This window comes from Paraburkholderia strydomiana (assembly GCF_031456815.1).
Taxonomy (GTDB): Bacteria; Pseudomonadota; Gammaproteobacteria; order Burkholderiales; family Burkholderiaceae; genus Paraburkholderia; species Paraburkholderia caledonica.
Genome location: NZ_JAVDVL010000008.1, coordinates 267014 through 284188, shown reverse-complemented (window position 1 = coordinate 284188; position 17175 = coordinate 267014). Strand labels below are relative to the sequence as shown.

General features: G+C 61.7%; 20 protein-coding genes. 13 read left to right on the top strand and 7 right to left on the bottom strand.

All coding sequences use genetic code 11. The features are described 5' to 3' along the window. The first annotated feature begins 81 nt into the window (after positions 1–81). Positions 82–795 (top strand): Crp/Fnr family transcriptional regulator, encoded by a 714-nt coding sequence (locus J2W46_RS22440; RefSeq protein WP_310356263.1) that lies wholly within the window; start codon positions 82–84, stop codon positions 793–795. Between the two features lie 175 nt (positions 796–970). Here the strand turns inward: J2W46_RS22440 and J2W46_RS22435 are convergent, their stop codons facing one another. The 4 genes from J2W46_RS22435 to J2W46_RS22420 form a co-directional block, all read right to left on the bottom strand. After that, positions 971–1333, bottom strand: a complete 363-nt coding sequence (locus tag J2W46_RS22435; protein WP_310356261.1) for a hypothetical protein — start codon at positions 1331–1333, stop codon at positions 971–973. A 198-nt stretch (positions 1334–1531) separates the two neighbouring features. Continuing rightward, complete coding sequence (locus J2W46_RS22430) at positions 1532–1792, bottom strand: hypothetical protein (protein ID WP_027779006.1); 261 nt, start codon at positions 1790–1792, stop codon at positions 1532–1534. Beyond that, on the bottom strand, positions 1785–2534 hold the full coding sequence (locus tag J2W46_RS22425) for a DNA/RNA non-specific endonuclease (protein ID WP_088175473.1): 750 nt from the start codon (positions 2532–2534) through the stop codon (positions 1785–1787). The genes J2W46_RS22430 and J2W46_RS22425 overlap by 8 nt, the downstream gene beginning before the upstream one ends. A gap of 350 nt (positions 2535–2884) precedes the next feature. Next, complete coding sequence (locus J2W46_RS22420; protein ID WP_020068677.1) at positions 2885–3244, bottom strand: DUF3564 domain-containing protein; 360 nt, start codon at positions 3242–3244, stop codon at positions 2885–2887. Positions 3245–3449: 205 nt separating this feature from the next. Here J2W46_RS22420 and J2W46_RS22415 point away from each other — a divergent pair, with 205 nt between their 5' ends. Continuing rightward, a complete protein-coding gene (locus tag J2W46_RS22415) occupies positions 3450–4124 on the top strand; it encodes a DUF4410 domain-containing protein (protein ID WP_310356258.1) in 675 nt (224 codons plus the stop codon). A gap of 3 nt (positions 4125–4127) precedes the next feature. On the opposite strand, the gene J2W46_RS22410 is transcribed toward J2W46_RS22415, so the two are convergent. Beyond that, positions 4128–5837 carry an acid phosphatase gene (locus tag J2W46_RS22410; protein WP_310356256.1) on the bottom strand — a complete coding sequence of 570 codons (1710 nt, stop codon included), beginning with the start codon at positions 5835–5837 and terminating at the stop codon, positions 4128–4130. 144 nt (positions 5838–5981) lie between these two features. Further along, on the bottom strand, positions 5982–6278 hold the full coding sequence (locus J2W46_RS22405; protein ID WP_020068680.1) for a hypothetical protein: 297 nt from the start codon (positions 6276–6278) through the stop codon (positions 5982–5984). A 139-nt stretch (positions 6279–6417) separates the two neighbouring features. Here J2W46_RS22405 and J2W46_RS22400 point away from each other — a divergent pair, with 139 nt between their 5' ends. Continuing rightward, positions 6418–7428, top strand: coding sequence for an IclR family transcriptional regulator (locus J2W46_RS22400; RefSeq protein WP_310356250.1), 1011 nt, complete (start codon positions 6418–6420; stop codon positions 7426–7428). 14 nt (positions 7429–7442) lie between these two features. Here J2W46_RS22400 and J2W46_RS22395 read toward each other — a convergent pair whose 3' ends face one another. Further along, positions 7443–8516, bottom strand: a complete 1074-nt coding sequence (locus tag J2W46_RS22395; RefSeq protein WP_310356247.1) for a porin — start codon at positions 8514–8516, stop codon at positions 7443–7445. A 438-nt stretch (positions 8517–8954) separates the two neighbouring features. Here J2W46_RS22395 and J2W46_RS22390 point away from each other — a divergent pair, with 438 nt between their 5' ends. From J2W46_RS22390 to J2W46_RS22345, 10 genes are read left to right on the top strand one after another with little or no spacing between them, the layout of a single operon-like run. After that, entirely contained in the window at positions 8955–9269 is a 315-nt protein-coding gene (locus tag J2W46_RS22390; RefSeq protein WP_020068683.1) for a non-heme iron oxygenase ferredoxin subunit, read from the top strand. A 1-nt stretch (position 9270) separates the two neighbouring features. Further along, positions 9271–9582 (top strand): recombinase-like helix-turn-helix domain-containing protein, encoded by a 312-nt coding sequence (locus J2W46_RS22385; RefSeq protein ID WP_310356246.1) that lies wholly within the window; start codon positions 9271–9273, stop codon positions 9580–9582. A gap of 49 nt (positions 9583–9631) precedes the next feature. Continuing rightward, positions 9632–10735 (top strand): aromatic ring-hydroxylating dioxygenase subunit alpha, encoded by a 1104-nt coding sequence (locus J2W46_RS22380; RefSeq protein WP_088175477.1) that lies wholly within the window; start codon positions 9632–9634, stop codon positions 10733–10735. Continuing rightward, a complete protein-coding gene (locus tag J2W46_RS22375) occupies positions 10728–11495 on the top strand; it encodes an SDR family oxidoreductase (protein WP_310356244.1) in 768 nt (255 codons plus the stop codon). The genes J2W46_RS22380 and J2W46_RS22375 overlap by 8 nt, the downstream gene beginning before the upstream one ends. Before the next feature lie 26 nt (positions 11496–11521). Next, positions 11522–12049: a cupin domain-containing protein gene (locus J2W46_RS22370; protein WP_310356242.1), complete on the top strand. Its 528-nt coding sequence runs from the start codon at positions 11522–11524 to the stop codon at positions 12047–12049. Positions 12050–12081: 32 nt separating this feature from the next. Beyond that, entirely contained in the window at positions 12082–12975 is an 894-nt protein-coding gene (locus J2W46_RS22365; RefSeq protein ID WP_310356239.1) for an alpha/beta fold hydrolase, read from the top strand. Then, positions 12976–13860, top strand: coding sequence for an IclR family transcriptional regulator (locus J2W46_RS22360; protein WP_020068689.1), 885 nt, complete (start codon positions 12976–12978; stop codon positions 13858–13860). After that, positions 13857–14666 carry an SDR family oxidoreductase gene (locus J2W46_RS22355; protein ID WP_310356236.1) on the top strand — a complete coding sequence of 270 codons (810 nt, stop codon included), beginning with the start codon at positions 13857–13859 and terminating at the stop codon, positions 14664–14666. The genes J2W46_RS22360 and J2W46_RS22355 overlap by 4 nt, the downstream gene beginning before the upstream one ends. Further along, positions 14659–16317: a thiamine pyrophosphate-binding protein gene (locus J2W46_RS22350; RefSeq protein WP_310356233.1), complete on the top strand. Its 1659-nt coding sequence runs from the start codon at positions 14659–14661 to the stop codon at positions 16315–16317. The genes J2W46_RS22355 and J2W46_RS22350 overlap by 8 nt, the downstream gene beginning before the upstream one ends. Further along, the gene (locus J2W46_RS22345) at positions 16310–17140 is read left to right on the top strand and encodes an aspartate dehydrogenase (RefSeq protein WP_088175480.1); all 831 of its coding nucleotides are present in this window, start codon (positions 16310–16312) and stop codon (positions 17138–17140) included. The genes J2W46_RS22350 and J2W46_RS22345 overlap by 8 nt, the downstream gene beginning before the upstream one ends. Positions 17141–17175 lie beyond the last annotated feature (35 nt).

Below are 17175 nucleotides of genomic sequence, written 5' to 3'. Positions count from 1 at the left end.
TCCTTCATCAAAGTCAGCATAATCGCGGCGATTGGAATCTCAAACCATCGGGTAGCCGACAATCGGTATAAGCGCGATTCAATGACCGCAAATATTCCTCGTACCCAGCTTGCCACGCTGCTGTCGAACAGTGCATGGTTCCGCTCGGCACCGGCGTCTCTGCAGACGCAATTGATCGACGCGGGCCGGATCGAGCGCCTTGCCGCTGGTCAGCGTCTGTTCACGCGTGGCGATGCAGATAACGGCATCTATTGCGTGCTTGGCGGCGTGGTGCGAATCGGCGCAGCGAGTGAGAGCGGAAAGGAAGCATTGCTTGCTGTGATCGAACCGGTGAACTGGTTCGGCGAGATCGCGCTGTTTGACCATCGTCCGCGAACGCACGACGCGTATGCCGAACGCGATACCGAACTGTTTCATGTGACGCGCGCGGCACTCGTCGGATTGCTTGAACGTACGCCGGCCCATTGGCACACCTTCGGCTTGCTGCTCACGCAAAAACTGCGTCTTGCCTTCGATGCAATAGAGGAAGCCGCGTTGCTGCCCGCAGCGCAACGTGTAGCGCGACGACTGTTGCTAATGGCGGGTGGATATGGCGAGGGGGAAACCATGCGGCGTGTCATCAACGTGCCTCAGGAAGATCTCGCGATGATGCTCGCACTGTCGCGGCAGACCATCAACCAGGTGCTCAAGCAGTTTGAAACGCAGGGCGCGGTCAAGCTTGGTTATGCGGAAATCCAGATAGTCGACAAAGGCCGACTTCACGAGCTTGCGCAGTCGGGCCCGGATACACGTTGACGGCTTGAGAGCGCCATTGCCGCACGATTCCACCGCTACGGCAACGCGAAAGCTTGCGCAAAAAAAAAGGCGAGTCATACGACTCGCCCTCCCTGAACGGCATTGCCCGGCTTCGATTAATAGCTTGATTCTTCTAATGCCTGGTTGGCCGGTGCGTGCCGGAACCGTGCACGTGTTATTGCGTTTTTGTCGTGCCGGTCTTTGCGCCGTCAGCGCTCACCGGCGCATTGCTGGCCTCTTGCGCGCCGTCCGTTTTCTTGTTCGCTGCGCTGGAGTCGGCCGGAGTCTTCTTCACGGCGTTGTGCTTCTTCACAGAGTGTTTGGAAGACGTCTTCACATGCGACTTCGCGGTCGTGCCTGAAGGTGCTTTCGCGTGAGTGGTGGTGTCATTCGACGCGCCGGTTTGCACGGCGGTGCTTGCCTTGAGATTCGCCTGGCCTGCGGGCTGCGTTGCTTCGGACGGTGCCGGTGCGGCAGTCTGAGCGAAAGCGGTTGACACGAGCAGAGCGGAAGCGAGAGCAGCGAAAAGCGTCTTCATGGTGTGACTCCTTGTTAAACCGGTGGATTCCTGCGAGCTTCTGTTTCGCGGCTGGATTTATTCAGCGCTGCCGGTTTAACGCAGCCGGGAAGACAGCAGTTGACGATGTTCTGGTGACAAAACGTAACGGCAGAAACATATCGGGCTGCTGACTACTCTTCCGGCCTTCCTGCTCTCGACGATTTAAGACTTCAAACGTTAGTTGAATGGATTGTCCACGACACCCGGTTTCGCGTCTGGCTCGTCTTTCACTTTAGCGGGCAGTCCCGGATGCGCCTGCAAAGCTGCGACGATTGCATCTACCGCTTCCTTCAATGCGAGCGCAGCCTTCAACCCTCGCTGGTCTTGCGTCAGTTCGAGCGTGCCGTTCAGCACGACGCGCTTCGTACCGTTGCTCACGGTCATTGCGTCGCCCTGAAGGTTGAGTACGTCGTCGTCGTTCGAATAGGGTTTAAACACCTTTGAGTCCTCCCGGTCGCTGATCTTTGAGGTTCTCCGGAATTCCCGGAAAGCGAATGCCCGATGCTGCTTCGAGTTCGTGAATCGTTCTGATTTCGTATCGATTCGTCGACACATTGTCGACCACTACCGCGAACGCGAGTTGCCGCGAAGGTACGTAGACGACCTTGAACAACTGCGTTGGAACGAACACGCGCGTGGGACCGATCGTCTGCAGTTGCTGACCGCTGAACATCGGACCCGTGACGACATACGTGTCGTCATAAGCCGTTGCGATTTTGCGCACCGACGTTTCAATGCGCGCCCACAGCCGTTGATTGTTTTCGCGATTTTGCGGCACGATGTTCGCGAGCGAAAACGATTGTGCCATCGCCTGCTCATTCCAGCGATTTCCCGCAGGGCTCATATGTCCGCGGTCGAAGCCGCTGCGCTTGTAATCGGCGAGCGTTGCGCCTTCGCCGTCGGGCAAGCGCGCGTCTTCGAAGAACTTGTTGGTGCGCACCATGTCTTTCGCGGCTTCAATATGGTCGCGCGTCAAATGTTCGGCGGACCACAATGGACCGTGTGTGATGCCCGAATGCATGACGGCGAAATCGCTATAGCAAAGCATGCGCGTTTTGGGCGCCATCTTCTGATTGGTCAGAACGGGCCATTGCGCATTAGGTGTGAACTGGGTGCAGGAAGGCGCCGCCGTTGCGTGAGCGGCAACTGCAACGAGCAGACAGGCGAACCACTTCTTCATGGGTTAATCGGTGAAAAGAGAGGGGCGCAAAGTATAGCGTCGAGCGTGATGATCGAGCGATGTAAAAGGGGGGAGCGTAGCGAAGAACCGCAATGTGACGCTCGCGCGCCGGACTGGCACGTGACGCGACGTCGCACAGGCAAAAAAATGGGCCGCCTTGCGGCGACCCGAATGCGTGGACTTCCGACACTACGCACGCAAACTTAAGACAAGCTTAAATGCATGCGTCGCGGAAAACGGCCCGTCAATCGACGAAAGGGAACAGTGCAGAGTGGTAAGCCGACGGATTTCGCACGCGCGCCTTGCGACGCGCGTGCGGGAACATCGACCGAGTAAAAAGGGTGCTGGAATTAATTGCCGAACACGCTGTTTTCGGCGCGCACGTTTTGACGATCGACCGCTTGCAAGCGCCAGAAGCCGCTTGTCGGCGCGCGGTTGCGCACGGCCGTCCACGCTGCGTCGCCTTGGGCGGCGCTCACGCGCTGCTTACGGTCGACATGCAATCCACGCAGCGTACACAACGGTGCGTCCGTGCTCGGCGCGCAAAGTGTCGTCACGCCACCTTCGTCGCGTAATTCGCCCCACGGGGGCAGATCGATCCCTTGATGCGCTTCTCTCGACCACCGGCGTTGGTCGGTGTCGAGCCATAGCACAGCGTAGTCGTGACTGACGGTGGGATCGGAACCGTTGATGAGGATGGTCAGGCGCATATCAGTTCCGTGCAAAGTACTCAGAATTGCTTTAACAGTCTATGTCGCGACGCCGGTTATTCAAGGCAAATGGTAAGACTTGTGCACGAAAATACGGACGCCACATGTACACGGCTGTACCATGTTCGCGTCGCGATCCGGCCTCCGCTTTTTACCGCGCTATCTTGCTTCTTCGTTGCCGCTGCACCGATCCTGGAGACGTGTCATGCAGCATCAATTTCTGCGTTTTGTGGCGCTGGCCGCGTGCATAAGCGCGGCGCCGGCGCCTGGTTTTGCAGCGGGTAAAGCATCGTTCGCCGAGCCCGCGCCCATCGTCTACGTGTCGGATTTCGAGCTGGACGTCGCGAACGTTGCGCCGGACAGTGGCCCCGGCCAACGCGTGCGCCGTCTGCGCGGATTATTGCCAAGCGGGCCGGGACCGTTGGACCGCAACGCGAATCCGCAGGAGCACGCAAAGAACATCGTCGACGAAATGGCGGAGGCGCTCACGGCCGATCTGCGCGAAGGCGGCGTCGACGCACGGCGCATCGCGCCCGGTCAAACTTCGCCGGCTGCGGGCTGGCAAGTGCGCGGTGTCTTCCTGAGCGTCGACGACGGCAACCGTCTGCGGCGTGCCATGGTCGGTCTGGGCACCGGTCAGACTGACATTCAGGTCGCCGTGTCATGCGACAGTCTTGCATCGGCGAGTTTGCCGCCTCTCTATGAAGCCGTGGAAGAGGCCGACAGCAAGCACGGGCCGGGCGCTGCCATCAAGCTCAATCCGTATGTGATCGCAGCGAAGTTCGTCATGGCAAGCGGCGACGAGAAGAAGACGATCAAGAAAACGGCTCAACAGATTTCCGATGCCGTCATCGCCAGGCTTCACGCCGCTGCGCCGTGATCGTCAGGCGAGATCCAGCGGCGCGGTCAAATCGCCGAGCGGCGCCAAACCGTTCTTTGCGAACGCGCGATCGCGGGCCACGACGCCGTCAAGCGGCGCCAGTCCATGCACGCGGCTGATCAGGCGAAGAATCGAATTCGTGTCGTACACGGTGTGATCGACATAGCCTTTTTTGGCGAGCGGTGAAATGACCAGCGCCGGAATCCGCGAGCCCGGACCCCAGCGGTCGCCATTCGGCGGCGCGACCGGATCCCACCAGCCGCCGTTTTCGTCGACGGTGACGATCACGACCGTATTGGCCCATTGCGGACCCTTCTGAATATGCTCGATCACAGTTGAGATGTGCCGGTCGCCGGATTCCACGTCCGCGTAGCCGGCGTGCATATTCAGATCGCCCTGCGGCTTGTAGAAGGTGACCGCGGGCAGACGTCCCGCGTCGATGTCGGCGATCAGGCGGTTGGTCGATGCGTCGCTGCCGAGGCCCGCATCGCGCAGATATTTACGCCGCGCGGTCGTGCCAGGCGCGTAGTTGGCGAAATAGTTGAACGGCTGGTGGTGATACTGGAAGTCGGGCACGGCACCTGTGTCCTGATGTTCCAACGCATATTGCCAGGCCCCGCTGTACCAGGCCCAATCCACGCCCTTGTCCGTGAGACGGTCGCCAATCGTCGCGTAATTCTGCGGCGGCAGCACCCGCGGATTCGACGCATCCGCGAAAGCCGGGTTGCCGCCTTCCGCCGGGCGCACGTTGCTCGGCTGGTATGGCGGTGCCATCGTATTCACGGCATAGCCGTCGGCGGTAAATGCGCCGTCGTTCACGAATTTCGGCGGACCGTCGAGTGCCGATGCCGGCGAGTCCGGCGCGAGCTTCAGCCGCGCACCGGTGAGGTCGTCGCCCTCGACCACGGAGACCATTTTTTTCGCCGGGCTGTTATGCACGTCCGGATAGAACGGCGCCTGCGCCGAGATCAGAAAGATGTGGTTGAGCCACGAGCCGCCAAACGCTGCCATGAAAAAGTTATCGCACAGCGTGTATTGCTGAGCGAGGCTCCAGAGCTTGAGCGTATCGGCGGAATTTCGGTAATGCCCCATGACGAGTCCGCCCGAATCGCCCCACGCCGCGAACTGGTTGTTGCGCCCGGCGTTGATCTGCATCTGGTTCTGATAAAAACGATGCACGAGATCGCGCGTAATCACGCCCGTCGGCAACGGCGCGCCTCGCGCGTCGGTCAAATGGAACGGCCCATTGCGCAGATTGCCGATGTCCTTCTGGCCGATCATGTAACGCTTGCCGTCCACTTCCTGCGCCTGCGGCACCAGGCCGCCCCAGATGGCAGGCAAGCGCGGCATCGGCGTCTTGCCATCGCGGTCGAGTTGCAGATATCGCTCGGCAGTTACTTTATCGAGCGGATGCTGGATGCCTGGGAAATTGCCATACAGGTTGGCGAAGCTGCGGTTCTCCGCATAGATCACCACGATCTGCTTGACCTGGTCGTGCAACGCGGCGTCGAGCCGTATGTCCGCGGCGGTACGCGGTGCTACTTCGCTCGCAGCCTGTCCGGTCTTGCAGCCGGTCAGTGCAAGCCCGATGCCGACGGCCGCGAGGCCGGTAAGAACACGGCGGCGTTCAGGATTGTGCGGATCGTCTGCGGCGCTGGAGGCGTTGTCTGAGCTACCGGGGTTCGGCGGCAGGGAGGAGTCGTGGTCTGTCATCGGTCGGTTCCGAAGTGTGCGTGGCGAGCGCTCAGGTGCGGCTCGGGGCGGCGCGCAAAACGCCGGCGGAAGCTACGATTCGTTGCGGATACGGCTGGACGTGCAGGCGAACTACTGCGTCAAGAGATGCGGCGGGTTTTCCAGCTAAGGCAATCGGCGTTTGACCCGCCAACTATTGTGCGTTGCATCGACGGCGAGCAGCAGCCAATGTCTCGCGTTGACAGGGTGGCGTTTCTGCGTCGCATAACCGTCTACCGTCAGTTCGAGTTCGTCGTGCGCTCGCAGATGACAGGTGGCATTAGCGCCGGAGCCGTCTGCAAACTCGACGACCGCGACCACCGCAGCGGCCGTTCGCTCCGACTTCGGCAAGTGCGCTATGTGCACCGCACACCCAGGATAGAGATGCGAATCGGCAACCTGAATCTGCACGGAATCAGACATGAGCGTGGCCTCCGGACGCTTGTGCGGAACGAAGGCGCGGCAGCGGGGCCTCGCGCAGCGGACCGCATCAAAGCATAGCACCGCAAAGACGCTATGATGCTGATCTGACCTCGATGAACAGCAGAAAACGGCAGCCAAGATGGCAAAAGAAGAGCAGACAGGAGCGGGACGCAAGCAGGCAAAGCCACGCGCTATGGCAGCGCCGGCTTCGCATCACGACGAGATGTCGTCGGCGCAAAAAGGCGGCGCCGATTCGACTGATTCGATCCGTTCCACCGCCAACACCTCCAGCGCCGCGAATGCCGACGAAGACAGCGCCGGCGGCTCGACGTATCTCGTGCCGGGCCTTGAGCGCGGGCTGCGCATTCTGTCGGAATTCAGCGCACGTGAGCCGGTACTGGGCGCGCCGGAATTGTCGAAGCGCATCGGCATTCCGCGCACTACCACCTTCCGCTTATTGCAGACGCTCGAAGCGCTCGGTTTTCTGGAGCGCGTCAATGGCGACCGTTACTTCCGCCTGAGCGTCGCCGTGCTACGCCTTGGCTTCGAATATCTGAATTCCCTGGAATTGACCGACGTCGGTACGCCGATTCTCGAACGTCTGCGCGACGCCACGGGCCTGAGCTCGCATCTGTTGATCCGCGATCAACGCGACGTGGTGTTCGTCGGCAAAGCGCAAACCCATGAGCCGATGTTCAGCTCTGTGAAAGTGCACGTCGGCACGCGTTTGCCCGCGCATGCCACTGTGCACGGTCAGGTGCTGATGGGCGACCTTACTTTCGATGAGTTGCGCCAGTTGTATCCCGAAGCGCAACTGGAGCGTTACACCGAGCGCACGCCGGCCACCGTCGAGGAGTTGTATGGAAGAGTGCGCGAAAGCGCGGCGCTCGGTTATGCGCTGAGCGAGGCGTCGTTCGAGCGCGGCATCTCCGTGGTGAGCGCGCCGGTGCGCGATCAGAGCGGCAAGATCGCGGCCGCGTTGACCGTCACGATCCCGCGTTCCGATCTCGGCGAGACCGAAGAACGCGAGCGGCTCGTTACCGCCGTTTGCCAGGCCGCGCTCGAGTTGTCCGAGCGGCTCGGCCACCGTCCGCGCGCCGACGAACCGACGGTGATGCAAGCTCGCCGCAAACCCGTCGCGGCGAGCTAGTTCCGAGTTTCAGATCAGAACGAGTGGTGGATACCGGTCAGGATGATCGTCTGGTTCCGGCCACTCGACACACCCGCCGTGAAGAATGCGGCGTCGGTATTGGACCCCGCGCGCTCGTACAAAGCATTCACGTACAACTGCGTCGATTTCGACAGCGCATAAATGTCGCCGATTTCGAACTGCGTCCAGCGGTGGCCGGCCAGCGTCGTGGTCGCGGCGCCCCCGGCTACGCTGTTAAACGGCGTGAACTGATAATTCGCACCGACGTCGTAGCTCTGATACGTGTCCGAGTGTCCGGCCGACTCCAGCTTGACGCGCGTGTACAAGCCATGCACGAGCAGCTTGCCGAACTGGTATGACGCGCCCGCGCCCATGTTCTGCACCTTGTCGGCGCTGTAGTTCGCCGCCGCCACGCCCTGGAAATTTGTAATGCCGGTCGTCACGATCGACGGCGTTCGATTGTGCTCGTTCGCATACGTTGCGCCGGCCCTGAACGGACCGTTCGCATAGCTAAGCGCAAAACTCAACGTCTTGCCGGTCGAGAAGTTGGTCGTGTTGCCGAGGCCCATCATCGCGCCGACTGAAAAGCCGTTGAAACTCGCGGATCGGAACTTCACCGAGTTGTCGAACGGCACGACACCCGTGTCCGCGAGTTCGTCGATATTGCCAGGGTGGAACGCGTACCAGCTGGCGGCGAGATAAGCGGTGCTCAGCGGACCCAGCACATCGAAGCTGAACGGTGTCTGATGGCCGAGTGTCACCGTCCCGATCTTGTCCGAGCTCAGACCGACAAACGCCTGGCGATTGAACAGCGTGCCCGCCTTGGCGAAGGCTCCGGTGTTCGTATAAAAGCCGTTCTCCAACTGAAAGATCGTCTTCAGACCGCCGCCAAGGTCCTCTACACCCTTCAGGCCCCAGCGGTCCGGCTGCATGTTGCCCTGTTCCTCGATCCACTTCGAGTGGCCGCCGACATTGCTGATATACGCGATCCCGGCATCCAGGCTGCCGTATAGCGTCACACTGCTCTGCGCCCATGCGCCTGTGGTTGCGCAGACTGCCGTCAAGCCGGCTGCAATGATGTGCTTCACCGTTGGTTCTCCTGATCACACGACTGAATCGCTCGCACGAATCCGACGTCCCTGATCCTTTGCTGTGGGTTGATGCAGCTTGGGTTTATGCGCCAAAACTGCTACGCTTTGTGTTCCACCTATGGGCGTTTGTATCGCCTATGGAAAAGTATAGTGACTTCAAAAGCGATCAAAATAAATTTTCGGTGTCCGTAGAAACCCGCATCTGCGCTCAGCTTTCTCAGCCTTAAAAGCGCTCAAAGCGCCGTGCCATAAGCCGCAGCGAGCTGAGCCGTCCGTCCTCGCGATACTCACAATGATGTGTTGCAGATGCCACACATAGTGTTTTCCCCTAACTCTCCAGATTTTATTTTTTCCCGCCGACGACACTCCTATAATTATCCATACACGAACTAATGTTCCTTATGTGGAACACGGTGCTTCAGGAGAAGGCGAGAAATGACTGAACAATGGCGCTGCGCCGGCCATGCCGGCGACCTGTCCGAAGATGCGCCGCTCGAGTTCAAGCTCGACGGCACGGAGATCGGCATCTACAAGGTGGGCGATGCGCTGTATGCGCTCGAAAACGTCTGCCCCCACGCGTACGCGCTGCTGACGCAGGGTTTTGTCGACGGCGACACCGTCGAATGCCCGCTGCACGAAGCCGTATTCCATATCCCGACGGGCAAGTGCTTGAAAGAGCCCGGCGGCCGCGACCTGAAGATGTATTCGGTCCGCCTTGCCGGCGAAGAAATCCAGATCAAGGTGGAATGACATGCGAGAGGTAGCCGTGAACTTCAATCCCTTCCTGAAGCCGTGGCTTGCGCCGCAGCCGAACAACGTCGCTGGCAAGGGCGTCATCGAAAAGCCGGGCGAGACGGAAAACTTCATCTGGCAAACGCGCAAGGCCGAGCCGACGCAATACGAAAACGACTTCGGCGACGCGCTCGAAAAAGTCTTTGAAGCGGGCGCGGTGGAGTTGCAGGAAGTCGTCGAAGGTTTGAACGGCATTGGCTTCCGCACGCCGGAAGGCAACGCGTGGGGCGCCGATCGCCTCGCCGCCGAATTCCGTCTGCTCGCCGAATAAGCGCGCTTTTCCGAACACGTTTCCTCGCATCCGCATCCGGAGTCTCTTCATGACGTCCCCCGCTACAAGTCAACACGCGGCCGATCCGATCCAGTCGTATCTGGACCGCGGTCTGCGCAATTACTGGTATCCCGTCGCGCCGAGCTGGCAAGTCGGCGACGCGCCGGTCGGCATTACCCGCCTCGGCGATCAGATCGTGCTGTGGCGCGACAAGGAAGGCAAAGTCCACGCGCTCGAAGACCGCTGCCCGCATCGCGGTGCGCGTCTGTCGCTCGGCTGGAACCTCGGCGGCAGCGTCGCGTGCTGGTATCACGGCATCGAAATCAACGGTGGCGGCACGGTTACCAAGGTGCCCGCCGTGTCGGCATGTCCGCTAGAAGGCCAGAAGTGCGTGAAGTCGTATCCGGTGGAAGAACATGCGGGCGCGATCTTCCTGTGGTTCGGCGACGACGCGCACAAGGAGCCCGCACCGCTCAGGCTGCCGGAGGAACTGGTCGGCGACGAATACGCGAGCTTTCTTTGCATGTCGAACTGGAAGTGCAATTACCAGTACGCGATCGACAACGTCATGGACCCGATGCACGGCGCCTATCTGCATGCAACGTCGCATTCGATGGCCGAAGGCGACAAGCAGGCCGACATGCGGGTGCGCAAAACAGAAACGGGCCTGATGTTCGAAAAGGTCGGCCAGCGCGACGTGAACTTCGACTGGGTCGAACTCGGCGAAACCGGTTGCCTGTGGATGCGCCTCGCGATTCCGTACAAGAAGAAGTTCGGTCCCGGCGGCAACTTCGGGATCATCGGCTTCGCCGTTCCGGTCGACGAAAACAACTGCCAGGTCTATTTCTGGCGTACCCGCAAGGTGCAGGGCTGGCAGCGCGACGCATGGCGCTTCATGTATCGCAATCGCCTGGAAGGCCTGCACTGGGCCGTGCTCGAGCAAGACCGCTATGTGCTCGAAAGCATGGCGCCGAATGCGCGCGAGCACGAATTCCTTTATCAGCACGACGTCGGCATGACGCGAGTGCGCCGCATGTTGCGCCAGCGTGCGCAACAGGACTTCGCCGCGCTCGAAGCGCATCGCGCCGAAGCCGCGCAGTCGGCTCAAACCGGCTCCGCGCAAACCGAAGCAGCAGGCCACAGCCATGCATAACGACGCGTCCGCGACGCTCAACGGCCGGCGTGTCCTCGTGACAGGCGGCGCGCGCGGCCTCGGCGCGGCGTTTGTGCGCGCGCTGGTGCAAGCCGGCGCCCAGGTCGTATTTGGCGACGTGCTGCACGAAGAAGGGCGCGCGCTGGCTGCATTGCTCGCTGGGCAGGGTCACGCGGCGATCTATCTTCCGCTCGACCTCGCCGATCCCGAAAGCATCAAGCAATTCGCGGAACAAGGTCCGTCGCGACTCGGCGGAATCGACGCGCTGATCAACAACGCGGCCATTACGAATTCGGGCGGCAAGTTTGCCGACGAATTATCCGTCGATACCTGGGACGCCGTAATGAATGTAAACGTGCGCGGCACCTGGTTGATGAGTACGGCCGTATTGCCGTATCTGCGCGACTCGGGTCGCGGCAGCATTGTGAACATCGCTTCTGACACAGCAATGTGGGGCGCGCCGAAGCTGCTCGCCTATGTGGCGAGCAAGGGCGCAGTGATCTCGATGACGCGCTCGCTCGCCCGCGAATTCGGCGCGCATCAAGTGACAGTCAACGCAATCGCGCCTGGCCTCACCGAAGTCGAAGCGACCGCATATGTGCCGGCCGAACGTCACGAGTATTACCTGCAAGGCCGCGCGCTGACGCGTGCGCAGGTGCCCGACGACGTCACCGGGCCCGTGCTGTTCCTGTTGTCCGATGCCGCGCGCTTCGTGACCGGCCAGTTGCTGCCGGTCAACGGCGGCTTTGTGATGAATTGATCTTGTCGAATCCAAAGGAGAAAGAGATGGCTGACGCCGATATCGAACGCAAGTCGTGGGAACAACCTGCGGACGCGAGCTTTGCCCAGTGGCTGGACAGCCGCGTCGCGCGCCTGGAAACGCGCCGCTACGACTGGGACGCGCTGAAGTTTCAGGCCGACTACGACCCGAAGTATCGCCGAGCGCAAATGCGCTATGTCGGCACCGGCGGCACCGGCGTAGCGAAGGACATGAATACGGTCCCCGCAGGCGGCTTCACGTTTTCGACGATGGTGATTCCGGCCGGCAATATCGGACCCAGTCATATTCATATGGACGTCGAAGAAATCTTTTTCGTGCTGCGCGGCAAGATGAAAGTGGTCTGCGAAAAGGATGGCGAAACGTGGGAAGCCGTGCTCGGCGAGCGCGATCTGATCTCGGTGCCGCCGGGCGTGTATCGCACGGAAATCAACGTCGGCGAGGAAGACGCATTGATGTGCGTGATGCTCGGTTCGCCGAAGCCGGTTACGCCCACGTATCCGCCGGATTCGCCGCTCGCGAAGCTCAAGCGCTAAGTCGTCCCTGTACAGATACCACGAAGGAAATCATGTCCGCAGTCCCGTCCGCCGACGTCGATGCAAACGCCACGCTCGAAGCGCGCCTGGCGCGCTTTCCGGCGCGGCAGATCGAACTGGCGAATCAACGTGTGCTGAGCCATCGCGAAGCGGACGGCGCCGCTGCAAACGACGCGTTGCCGCTCGTCCTGCTCCACGGAATCGGATCGGGCGCGGCTTCGTGGGTACAGCAACTCGAAGCGCTGGGCGCAAACCGCCGCGTGCTTGCATGGGACGCGCCTGGTTATGGGATGTCGACGCCGGTAGCGCCGGAGTCGCCCGTCGCCGCCGATTACGCAAGCGTCCTGACGGAATGGCTCGACACACTTCACATTGAACGTTGCGTGCTGGTCGGCCATTCGCTTGGCGCGATCATCGCCGGTGCGTTTGCTGCGGTGCATCCGCAGCGTGTGTCCGGGCTCTTGCTGCTATCGCCGGCAGGCGGTTACGGCGCGGCCTGCGCTGAGGTCCGCGAGACGAAGCGCGATCAGCGCCTCGCCATGTTGAACGAACTCGGCCCGCAAGGCCTCGCCGACAAGCGCAGCGCCAACATGTTGTCCTCACACGCAAGCGACGAAGCCCGCACATGGGTGCGCTGGAACATGTCGCGCGTGATTGATCGGGGTTACGCGCAGGCTACGCATCTGCTTGCCAACGCCGACCTCGCCGCCGACCTCGCGCGCTTCAAAGGCCGCGTCAATGTCGCGGTCGGTGCCGACGACACCATTACGACTCCCGCGGCCTGCGAGCGGCTCGCGCTCGTCGCGGGAACCCAATTGCAAGTCGTGCCACGCGCGGGGCACGCCGGCTATATCGAAGCATCTGCCGCGTACACCGCGATCATCGACACGTTCTGCCGCGCAAGCGCCGGACAACGGAGCCAATGAATGACGCCCGACACCATCAACGAGCGTGACGCGGAAGACGACCGCAACGACAGCAGCGCCGACGCGGGTTACCGCGTGCCGGGCCTGGAGCGCGGCCTGAAGATCCTCACGGAGTTTTCGCCTCGCGAGCCGGTGCTCGGCGCTCCGGAATTGTCGCGTCGCTTGAAGATTCCGCGTACGACGGTCTTCCGTCTGCTGCAAACGCTCGAATCGCTCGGCTTTCTCGAACGCGCCGATAAGGACCGCAACTACCGGCTCGGCGTCGCGGTGCTGCGCCTCGGCTTCGAATACTTGAGCTCGCTCGAATTGACCGACCTCGGCTTGCCGATCATCGAAGCATTGCGCGACGAAACGGGCCTCACGACGCACATCGTGATTCGCGACGGACGCGATGTCGTATTCGTCGCCAAGGCGCAAAGTCACGCGCCGATTTTCAGTTCAGTGAAAGTGAACGTCGGCACCCGCTTGCCCGCGTATGCAACGACGCACGGCCAGGTGTTGATGGGCGATATGACGCTCGACGAGTTGAAGAAGCTTTATCCCGAGCCGGAACTCGAACGCTTCACAAGGCAGACGCCCGCGACCGTGGAGGACCTCTATGAACGGGTCCGCGACGACGCGCGGCGCGGTTTCGCAATCAGCGAGTCGTCGTTCGAGCGCGGCATTTCGGTGGTCAGCGCGCCGGTGCGCAATGACACCGGGCGCATCGTCGCCGTGATCACGACGACGATTCCGCGCCAGGAGATCGACGCATCGCTGCTCGACAGCGGTCTCGTCGACAAGGTAAGGCGCGCAGCCGACGAACTGTCGCAACGGCTCAACTACCGGCCGGGCAATGCATCGAACGCGGGCAGCAAATACATGAAGGCATTGGGGCTCAAATGATTCGAATCGATCTGAACGGGCAGGTGGCGGTGGTGACGGGCGGCTCGTCCGGCATCGGCCTCGCGACCGCCGAACTGTTCCTGCGAGCCGGCGCGTCGGTTGCGATTTGCGGCCGCGATACCGAGCGTCTTGCGCAAGCCGAGGCAGCATTGAACGCGCAGTTTCCTGGCGCACAACTGCTCGCGCGCCGCTGCGACGTGCTCGACGCCGAAGACGTCAGCGCTTTTGCGCAAGCGGTCCAAGCGCGCTTCGGCCGCGCTGACATGCTGATCAACAACGCGGGCCAGGGCCGCGTGTCGACCTTCGCCGACACGAGCGACGAAGCCTGGCGCGAAGAACTTGACCTCAAATATTTCAGCGTGATCCGCCCAACCCGCGCGTTTCTGCCGATGCTTCGCGATACAGCCGGCGCCGGCAATAACGCGGCCGTGGTCTGCGTGAACTCGCTGCTCGCGCTGCAACCGGAGCCGCATATGGTGGCGACGTCGTCGGCGCGTGCGGGCGTGCAAAACCTCATCAAGTCCCTCGCGGTGGAACTCGCGCCGCAGCACATCCGCGTCAATTCGATTCTGATCGGCATCGTCGAATCGGGGCAATGGCGTCGCCGTTATGCGAAAGAAGCGCAGGCGGACCAGAGCTGGGAAGACTGGACCGCGGAACTCGCGCGCAAGAAAAACATTCCGCTTGGCCGCTTCGGCAAGCCCGAAGAAGCCGCTCAAGCGCTCTTTTATCTGGCTACGACGCTGTCGTCCTACACGACAGGCAGTCACATCGATGTTTCTGGAGGCGTTGCACGACATGTCTAACAAAACCACCGTTGGCGAGCTGATCGCCGCTTTTCTCGAGCAATGCGGCGTAAAAACCGCATTCGGCGTGATCTCGATTCACAACATGCCGATCCTCGACGCGATCCACAACCGCGGCAAGATTCGCTACGTCGGCGCGCGCGGCGAAGCCGGTGCCGTGAACATGGCCGACGGTCTTGCACGCGTTTCCGGCGGCCTAGGTGTGGCGTTCACCAGCACGGGCACCGCAGCGGGCAACGCAGCGGGCGCGATGGTCGAGGCGCTGACTGCGGGCACCGCGCTGCTGCACGTGACCGGTCAGATCGAGACGGAGTATCTCGACAAGGATCTCGCTTACATTCACGAAGCGCCTGACCAGTTGTCGATGCTCCAGTCGATTTCAAAGGCTGCGTACCGCGTGCGTTCCGTCGAGACCGCGTTGCCGACGATCCGCGAAGCCGTGCGCGTCGCGCAAACGGCGCCGAGCGGTCCGGTGAGCGTCGAGATTCCCATCGATATTCAAGCCGCTGAAATTGAATGGCCCGCCGATCTGGCCGCGCCGCATATCACCACGCTCACGCATTGCAGCCAGCGCGTCGCGCGACTCGCGGATCAACTGGCGGACGCAAAGCGTCCACTGTTGTGGCTGGGCGGCGGTGCGCGGCATGCGGCAAAAGCGGTGGAACGCCTCGTCGCGCTGGGCTTTGGTGTGGTGACGAGCGTGCAGGGCCGCGGCGTAGTGCCGGAAGATCATCCGGCCACGCTCGGCGCGTTCAACGTGCATCCGGCGGTCGAAAGTTTCTACAAGACTTGCGACGCGTTGGTCGTCGTCGGCTCACGTCTGCGTGGCAATGAAACGCTGAAGTACAAGCTTGCGCTTCCGCAGCCGCTCTATCGCATCGACGCCGACGCGCTCGCCGACAACCGCGGCTATCGGAACGAGATGTTCGTTCACGGCGATGCGTCGGCAGTGCTCGAAGAACTCGCTACGCTGCTGGAAGACCGAGTGAAGGTCGATCCCGCATTCGCGCAAGACCTGGCCTCGGCACGCGAAAGCGCCGTCGCCGATGTGGGCAAGGGCCTGGGTCCGTACAAGCGCCTCGTCGATGCGCTGCAGGAAGCAGTGGGCCGCGACTACAACTGGGTGCGCGACGTCACGATCTCGAACAGCACGTGGGGCAACCGCATGCTGAAGATCTTTTCGCCGCGCGCGGGCGTGCATGCGTTGGGCGGTGGCATCGGCCAGGGCATGCAGATGGGTATCGGCGCGGCGCTCGCGAACAGCGCGTCGAAAACCGTGTGCCTCGTCGGCGATGGCGGCTTGATGGTGAACGTCGGCGAACTCGCAACGGCTGTGCAGGAAAACGCCAACGTCATGATCGTGCTGATGAACGACCAATGCTATGGCGTCATCCGCAACATTCAGGATGCGCAATACGGTGGCCGCCGCTGCTACGTCGATCTGCATCAGCCGGATTTCGCGCAGTTCTGCGACAGCCTGAAGCTCACGCACTACCGGATCAAGTCGCTCGATCAGGCCGACGCGATCATCCGCGAAGGCATGGCGAAGACCGGACCGGTGCTGGTCGAAGTGGACATGCTGTCGGTCGGCTCGTTCGCGACCGCTTTCGCGGGGCCGCCGGTCAAGGAAGAGGAGCCGGAACATGCGTGAAGCGGGCTACGCGGGGCACCACGCTCCCGTCGACGTCGCGATGATCGGCTTCGGCGCGATCGGCCAGGCGGTGTATCGCTCGGTCGCAGCCGATCCGACGGTGCGCGTGTCGCACGTGATCGTGCCGGAGCGTCATATGAATTCGGTGCGCGAAGTGGTCGGCTCGACGGTGGACGTGGTGGCTTCGGTGTCCGCATTGAGCAGCCGCCCGCATTTCGCTCTGGAATGCGCCGGTCACAGCGCACTGGTCGATCACGTGGTGCCGCTGTTGAAAGCCGGCACGGATTGCGCGGTGGCGTCGATCGGTGCATTGTCCGATGTGATGTTGCTCGACGCGTTGTCAGCCGCTGCCGACGAAGGCGACGCGACGTTGACGCTGCTGTCCGGCGCAATCGGCGGAGTCGATGCATTGGCCGCGGCGAAGCTCGGTGGCCTCGACGAAGTGCTGTACACCGGCCGCAAGCCACCCACGGGCTGGCTCGGCACGCCCGCGGAACAGGTCTGCGATCTGAACACGTTGAAGGAAGAGAAGGTCATCTTCGAAGGCAGCGCGCGAGAAGCGGCGCGGCTTTATCCGAAGAACGCCAACGTTGCGGCGACCATCGCTCTCGCGGGGCTCGGTCTTGACCACACGACAGTTCGACTGATTGCCGATCCGAACGTGACCCGCAATGTGCACCGCATTCTCGCGCGCGGCGCGTTCGGCGAGATGTCGCTGGAAATGTGCGGCAAGCCGCTGCCCGACAACCCCAAGACGTCCGCATTGACTGCGTACAGCGCGATCCGTGCGCTACGCAATCGCGCGGCCCGCTGCGTGATCTAGCGATTTAGACGATTCAAGCCAGCAGCTTGAGCAAA